This is a genomic window from Actinomycetota bacterium (assembly GCA_040755895.1).
Classification (GTDB): domain Bacteria; phylum Actinomycetota; class Aquicultoria; order Subteraquimicrobiales; family Subteraquimicrobiaceae; genus Subteraquimicrobium.
The window spans coordinates 1-6,648 of sequence record JBFMAG010000093.1 but is presented as its reverse complement, the minus strand read 5'-3'; the positions used below and the strand labels follow the sequence as shown (position 1 = coordinate 6,648).

Sequence of the window (6,648 nt, the reverse complement as noted above, 5' to 3'; positions counted from 1 at the left end):
ATTATCACCCTATCTTTTCCTTCAAATCTTACTCACTCCTTTTCAAGTGGATTTTTATTTGAGGCAACGATACAATTTGGAGTAGCAATTCGGACATTGATATTGTGAAAAAATTCTCAAATAATACAACGTTAGGAAGGAGGTGTTCATCTTGAAAAATGCTGTGGTGGTTGCTGGAGAAGGTAGGCACCGACTATCTATTGGTGGAAAAACAAAGGAGATTGGGAGGACAGCTGACCACCGAGAAAGAAAAGGGTTTTATCTTGGAAGGCGGATCGGACTGCTTCGTCGGTTTAAACCCTGGGTGTTCGAACTCGCCAAAGAACTGGGGATAGAAGAGGACCTCATCTGCACCAAAGAGGAAAATAAGGGAACCTATGTCTTCTGCCAACAAAAAATATGCTGAAAAAATGGATTAAATTTAATCCGTATGGAGTGCTTAAATACTTCGCCAAAATTTATTGAGGTATTAGCAGGTATTGTTGACAAAAATTTTATGAAAAGAAAGGATTGGAGAAATGAAGAAAGTAGCAATTATTGGTAGTGGTATTAGTGGGTTGACTTGTGCTTACAAAATTAAAAAGAAAAGTAAAGAAATCAATTTACCAATTGAGATTACTCTTATTGAAAAAGAGAAGAGATTAGGTGGTGTTTTTCTTACTGAAAAAATAAATGGTTTTTTGATTGAAGGTGGACCGGACTGTTTTGAGTCAGAGAAACCACATACCTTAGCACTGGCTGAAGAATTGGATATCGGCGAACAAGTAATTGGTGGAAATGAAGAAGCACACCTTACTTTTGTTTTCTTGAACGGTAAGTTATGGCAACTACCCAAAGGTTTATTATCCCTCGCTCCAACCCGCCTTTCTGACCTAATTTTTTGTCCTTTCCTAAGTTGGCGGGGTAAAATACGTGCTGGTTTTGACCTTATACTTCCACCTTGGAAAGAAGAAAGGGACATTAGTTTAGCTGAATTTTATAAACGGCGTTTTGGTAAAGAGATATTTGACTGTCTCGCGGAACCTCTTTTTGGCAGTATCTACGCCTGTATTCCGGAGAATATCAGTTTAAAAAGTTGCTGGCCAAGAGGATTACAGTTGGAAAAAGAGTATGGTAGCTTGATCCGGGGAATGTTAGTGAGAAGAAAAATGCGAAAGCGGGCAAGCACCCACGGGCAGGGAGTGAGCACTCCCGGGCAGGAGCAGAAAAAATTACCTATTTTTTTAACTTTTAAAAATGGTATGCGTGAACTTACTGATACTTTGGTAAAACATCTTAGTGAAGTGAGTTTTCTTACCAGGAAAAAAGCAATAAGTTTGAAATTCAATTCCCAAGAGAAAAGGTGCATTCTTCTCCTTGACGATGGGACAAGTATTACTGCTGATACTTGTATTTTGGCAACCACCCCTTCTTATGCTACTGCGGAAATACTTAAAAGTGTTGACACTGGTTTATCCGATATCTTGATGAGAATTCCTTATGTATCTAGTGCGACAATTTCACTCGCTTATAAAAAAGAAGGTTTTCCGCATCCTTTAAAAGGTTTCGGTGTCCTTGTCTCAAGACAGGAGAAAAAACAGGTTAAAGCAATAACTTGGTCTTCAACTAAATTCAGTAATCGTGCCCTGGAAGGATATGTCCTGATTAGAGCATTTATCGGTGGTGCAGAAGATGAAACGAAAGTTTATGAAAACGATGAGGAAATTCTAAAAATAGTAAAAGAAGATTTGAGACAAATTATGGGAATAAATGTTGAGCCAGTTTTGACCAAAATTTACCGGTGGCCAAATTCAATGCCACAATACACTCTTGGACATGAAAAAAAGGTTAGATTCATTGAAGAAAGAATTAAACAATATCCTGGTCTTTATCTTACCAGTAATGCTTACCGTGGTATAGGAATCAGCGATTGTATTTACAATGCTACCCAAACTGCTGAACAGGTAATCAAATTACTTAGAGAAACTTCCTAAAAATAAAGTAAATCAAATCAAATAATTCTTTACCAAATCCCAGTAAGTTTCTTGAAGAGAGCACTTTAAGAACTTAAAACTTACAATAGAGTTCCGTTTATTGGTGATTGAAAAATTTTGAGATAGAAATGGGACCTCTTTGGTAGTTTGGATTGTATTAAGAAAACCAACAACCAAAGAAGGTGTCCCAATGGAGAGTTTAGCACTAAATGATTGTTTAGGCGACCGTTTTACCCTCTTTGAGACGGTAGAGAAGAGAGTAAGGGGAAGAACCAGAGAGGAACTAGAGAACACTCTCCAATATCTTTTGTACCTTGAAATTGAAGGAGAGCTCTCCAGGGCGAAGGGGGAGAAGAGGGAGGTTTCAGGGGAGAAGGAGACCAGATTTTACTGCATTCGCTGTGGGACAAAAAGGGCCTCCTCTTTCTTAAGAAATGGGAGCTACTCAAGGAGGCTGGGAACGGAGGCGGGTTCCATCACCTTGAAGGTACCCAAACTCCGCTGTATCTGTGGTGGGAATGTGAGGCTAGATACCAAAGTCTTCTTTAAGGGGAAGAGGCTCTGGTAAAATCCGCTCACCGAGGGAAAAGAACTTTTTTCATGTCATTCAAAGAGGGTATGCAGGCGCTAGCGGATGCAGTGGTAGAACACCTAAACTCTGAGCGGATAATTCTAGGGGAAGCCGTTGTGAAAGTAGAGCGGGAGGATGGCTTTTACCGAGTTATTTTAGAAAACGGAGAAAGCATCGAGGCAAAAACCCTGATAATTACCGCTCCCACCTACGCTGCAGCGGAAATGCTTGATGAGTTGGATCAAGAGCTCTCAAAAAAGCTTCGAGAAATTCCCTATTCCTCATCGTCCACTGTTTCTTTGGGGTTCAAAAAAGAAGACTTCGCTCATTCCCTCAAAGGTTTTGGATTTGTAGTACCCTGGACGGAAAAAAGAAAAATAATGGCCATGACTTGGATATCTTCCAAATGGCCCTTTCGAGCCCCCGAAGGATACGTTCTGGTAAGAGCATTTATGGGGGGAGCTTTGGGCGAAGAAAATATAAGAGTAGACAACCAAACATTGCTTGAGACAGCTCTGGGTGAGATGAAAATCATCATGGGTGTTGAGGCTGAACCGGTTATTTGCCGCATCTTCCGCTGGGAAAAATCAATGCCCCAGTATACTTTGGGCCATGAAAATCGTGTTAAGTTCATAGAATCAAGATTGGATCGAGTTCACCCTGGTCTTTTCGTGTAGGAGCCGCCTTTCATGATGTGGGCGTGGGAGATTGCATAAGAGAGGGAAGGGAAGCTCCTCGAAAGGCCCTTCGAAGAATCTCTTGATCAAACGTCTGCACGACCTCCAAGATTCAAATTTTTCTTACCCAAAAGTTTTAAATTCGAACGAATTCAGATATAATTGGTGGATGTTTATAGGGCTTTTATGTTAATTGGAGATGGAGGGGAGAATGGATAATCGACCCATTGGGGTTTTCGATTCGGGTGTGGGAGGTCTCACCGTTGTATCCGAGATAATCAAAGGTCTTCCAAATGAGAGCATAATTTATTTTGGGGATACAGCCCGTTTCCCTTATGGCTCAAAAAGCCCGGACGAGCTGCAAAGATTCACCTTCGAAATAATCGATTTTCTTCGAGGGGAAGGCATCAAACTCATGGTCATCGCCTGCAATAGTGCCTCTTCCGCTGCTTTGGAAGCGGCTCAGAAGCATTTCGATATCCCCATACTGGGAGTAATAGAACCGGGAGCAAGAGCCGCGGTTTTGGCCACGCGCACTCGTAAGGTTGGTGTGATAGGGACACCAGCCACCATCTCCAGTGGAGCTTATGCTCGAGCTGTGCACTTATTCGATGCGGGTGTGCAAGTATATTCTCAAGCCTGTCCGGAGCTTGCCGATTTCGTTGAGCGAGGAGAGATCTCAGGGCCGGAGGTCGAGAGGGTGGTGCGATGGTATCTCTCTCCGCTGATCTTGGCCGGTGTTGACAGTTTAATTTTGGGCTGCACCCATTATCCCTTGTTAACTGTGGCAATCCGAAAGGTTGTGGGCGATGAGGTGAGGCTCATAAGTTCAGCTAAAGAAGCCGCCAAGGAATTAAAGGAGCTTTTGGCAATGAAGGGAAGCTTTAGGGAGGGGGAATCCATTGCCCTTTATCGCTTCATTTCCAGTGGTGATGAAACCCGTTTCCTTGAATTGGGCGAGAGATTTTTGGGTCGAGAGATAAACACTGTGGAGAGGGTTTCTTTGAAGGAAATAATCCTTCCCAGAGGTGGAGGGTAAAGGGATGACCTTTCTCACCAGAGGAGCGATAATCGCTGCACTTTATGCGGCTATTACCATACTTCTGGCCCCCATAAGTTATGGACCTTTGCAGGTACGTGTCTCGGAGGCTCTGACGGTCTTGCCATATTTAGAGCCCGCGGCGATACCTGGCCTTTTTGTTGGATGCATCTTTGCAAATATCTATGGTGGGCTTGGACCTTGGGATATATTTGGCGGCTCCCTTCTGACATTGATAGCCGCCTTTCTCACTTGGCAAATTGGCAGAATATTTCGCAAAAGTGCCTCGCCGGTTATCCATTATTATTATGGTCCGCTGCTCGCCTTGCTTCCACCTGTGATCATCAATGCCTTTGGTGTGGCCTACATCCTCATGGTTGTTCTCAAAGTTCCATATTGGATAACCGCGCTATATGTTGGTATCGGTCAAAGCATCGCCGTATACATTCTGGGTTATCCATTGTTGTTGATCCTTCTAAAGAGAGGTTTTCCCACGGGTCTGTCTAGACTGGAGGGAAGGAAAATACGAGAATTTAAATCGTAGGGGAGAAAAATTGGAGTTAATAGTCCTTGGGGCATCGGCGGCTTATCCCTATAAAGGAAAAGCTTGCAGTGGTTATCTCATAAAAGAGAGGAAAACCAATCTTTTGTTGGATTGTGGGACGGGGGTTTTGAGTAATCTTTTTCGCTGGCTCAATCCCATGGACCTCGATGCCATCGTGATCACCCATCTCCATACCGATCATTTTTTGGACATTTATCCATTGCGCTATTTTCTTCAATATGATTCCATACCATCTTTGCCCCTTAAAGTGCTTGCCCCACCTGAGGCTTCCGATTTCGTCTGTCAACTCATTTCGAAAAAGGGAAGGGAACAATTTTTAGAGCTCTTTGCATTCTCAAGCATAAGTGAGAAGATAAAATTCGAAATCGGACATTTAAAGCTCTATTTCTATCCAGTCCCTCATTTCGTTCCCACCTTTGGCGTGAGGGTGGAGGGGAAGGGGAGAAAACTCGCTTATTCATCCGATTGCTCCTATCATCCAAAGGTGGTAAATCTGGCGCGGGGGGCGGATATGTTTATTTGTGAGGCCACCCTTCAGCAAAAGGATGCCTCTTTGCAGATAGGACATTTAACGGCAAGGCAGGCAGGCGAAATTGCTCAACAAGCGAAAGCAAAAAGGCTCCTCTTGACTCACATTTGGCCCCCTTACGACCCACTCATCTCTAAAACTGAAGCCCAGGAAGTTTTCGATGGCGAAGTAATCTTGGCTGAGGAAAATAGAAGGTATGAAGTATAATTGTGTATGCACGTATTGATTTGCTCATGTGGGGGAGGATAAATGGTAAGAGTAGATGGAAGAAAACCCGACGAAATTCGCAAGGTCAATATCGTTAGGAATTTCATTCCTCATGCAGAGGGTTCCGTCCTTTTTGAGCTCGGGAATACCAGAGTTGTCTGTACCGCGAGCATTGAGGAGAAGGTGCCAAGTTTCCTCAAGGATACGGGGCAGGGATGGGTTACAACGGAATATTCCATGCTTCCCAGGGCTACGGAGATCCGAACTCCCAGAGAATCCACAATGGGTAGGGTCGCCGGACGAACCCAGGAAATTCAACGGATGATCGGACGTTCCTTGAGATCGGTGGTGGACTTGAAGGCTTTAGGAGAGCTCACAATCTGGATCGACTGCGATGTCATACAGGCCGATGGAGGGACCCGAACGGCCGCAATCACGGGTTCGTTCATCGCTCTCTATGACGCCCTGGGTTACTTATTAAAGCGGGAAAGAATATCGGGAATACCCTTATCCGGATATGTTGCAGCCACAAGTGTGGGGATAGTGGATGGCGAACCCCGTTTGGACCTATGCTTCCAGGAGGATGCTGGGGCTCAGGTGGATATGAATGTGGTGATGACCGACACGGGGAAAATCATTGAAATACAAGGCACGGCCGAAAGATATCCCTTCACGAGGGAGGAATTTCAACAACTCCTTGACCTTGCGGAAAAGGGAATCAGGAAGCTCATTAAGATCCAAAGATCATTAATAGGAGTCGAATTTTCAAAGGATGTTTAAGATCGTAATTGCCACCAAAAATGAGGGCAAGATAAGGGAAATCAAAGAGATCCTCAATTTGCCCCATGTGGTACTCCTGACCTATAAGGATTTCAGGGATTGGCCGGAAATCAGGGAGACCGGAGGCTCCTTTGCGGAAAATGCGATCCTCAAGGCGAAGACTTTAGTCAACTGTTTTGAGATAGCCGCCTTAGCTGATGATTCCGGGCTTGAGGTCGACGCGTTGGAAGGTGCACCGGGCATATTATCCGCCCGTTACGCCGGTCCTCGTTGTTCAAGCGAGGAAAACAATACCAAATTGCTTCGG

General features: G+C 44.2%; 9 protein-coding genes. All 9 read left to right on the top strand.

Annotated elements, in window-relative coordinates:
- The first annotated feature begins 158 nt into the window (after positions 1–158).
- Positions 159–335 carry an FAD/NAD(P)-binding protein gene (locus AB1466_04400; GenBank protein MEW6189339.1) on the top strand — a complete coding sequence of 59 codons (177 nt, stop codon included), beginning with the start codon at positions 159–161 and terminating at the stop codon, positions 333–335.
- 183 nt (positions 336–518) lie between these two features.
- Entirely contained in the window at positions 519–1,973 is a 1,455-nt protein-coding gene (gene hemG, locus AB1466_04395; GenBank protein ID MEW6189338.1) for a protoporphyrinogen oxidase, read from the top strand.
- Positions 1,974–2,163: 190 nt separating this feature from the next.
- On the top strand, positions 2,164–2,541 hold the full coding sequence (locus AB1466_04390) for a hypothetical protein (GenBank protein ID MEW6189337.1): 378 nt from the start codon (positions 2,164–2,166) through the stop codon (positions 2,539–2,541).
- A 32-nt stretch (positions 2,542–2,573) separates the two neighbouring features.
- Positions 2,574–3,221, top strand: a complete 648-nt coding sequence (gene hemG, locus AB1466_04385; protein ID MEW6189336.1) for a protoporphyrinogen oxidase — start codon at positions 2,574–2,576, stop codon at positions 3,219–3,221.
- Positions 3,222–3,432: 211 nt separating this feature from the next.
- Complete coding sequence (gene murI / locus AB1466_04380) at positions 3,433–4,260, top strand: glutamate racemase (protein MEW6189335.1); 828 nt, start codon at positions 3,433–3,435, stop codon at positions 4,258–4,260.
- Positions 4,261–4,264: 4 nt separating this feature from the next.
- Positions 4,265–4,804, top strand: coding sequence for a QueT transporter family protein (locus AB1466_04375; GenBank protein MEW6189334.1), 540 nt, complete (start codon positions 4,265–4,267; stop codon positions 4,802–4,804).
- Between the two features lie 10 nt (positions 4,805–4,814).
- On the top strand, positions 4,815–5,561 hold the full coding sequence (locus AB1466_04370; GenBank protein MEW6189333.1) for an MBL fold metallo-hydrolase: 747 nt from the start codon (positions 4,815–4,817) through the stop codon (positions 5,559–5,561).
- A 42-nt stretch (positions 5,562–5,603) separates the two neighbouring features.
- The gene (gene rph / locus AB1466_04365; GenBank protein ID MEW6189332.1) at positions 5,604–6,341 is read left to right on the top strand and encodes a ribonuclease PH; all 738 of its coding nucleotides are present in this window, start codon (positions 5,604–5,606) and stop codon (positions 6,339–6,341) included.
- Positions 6,334–6,648 (top strand): non-canonical purine NTP pyrophosphatase (locus AB1466_04360; protein MEW6189331.1); only part of this gene is annotated, 315 nt, incomplete at its 3' end. The genes rph and AB1466_04360, both read left to right, overlap by 8 nt.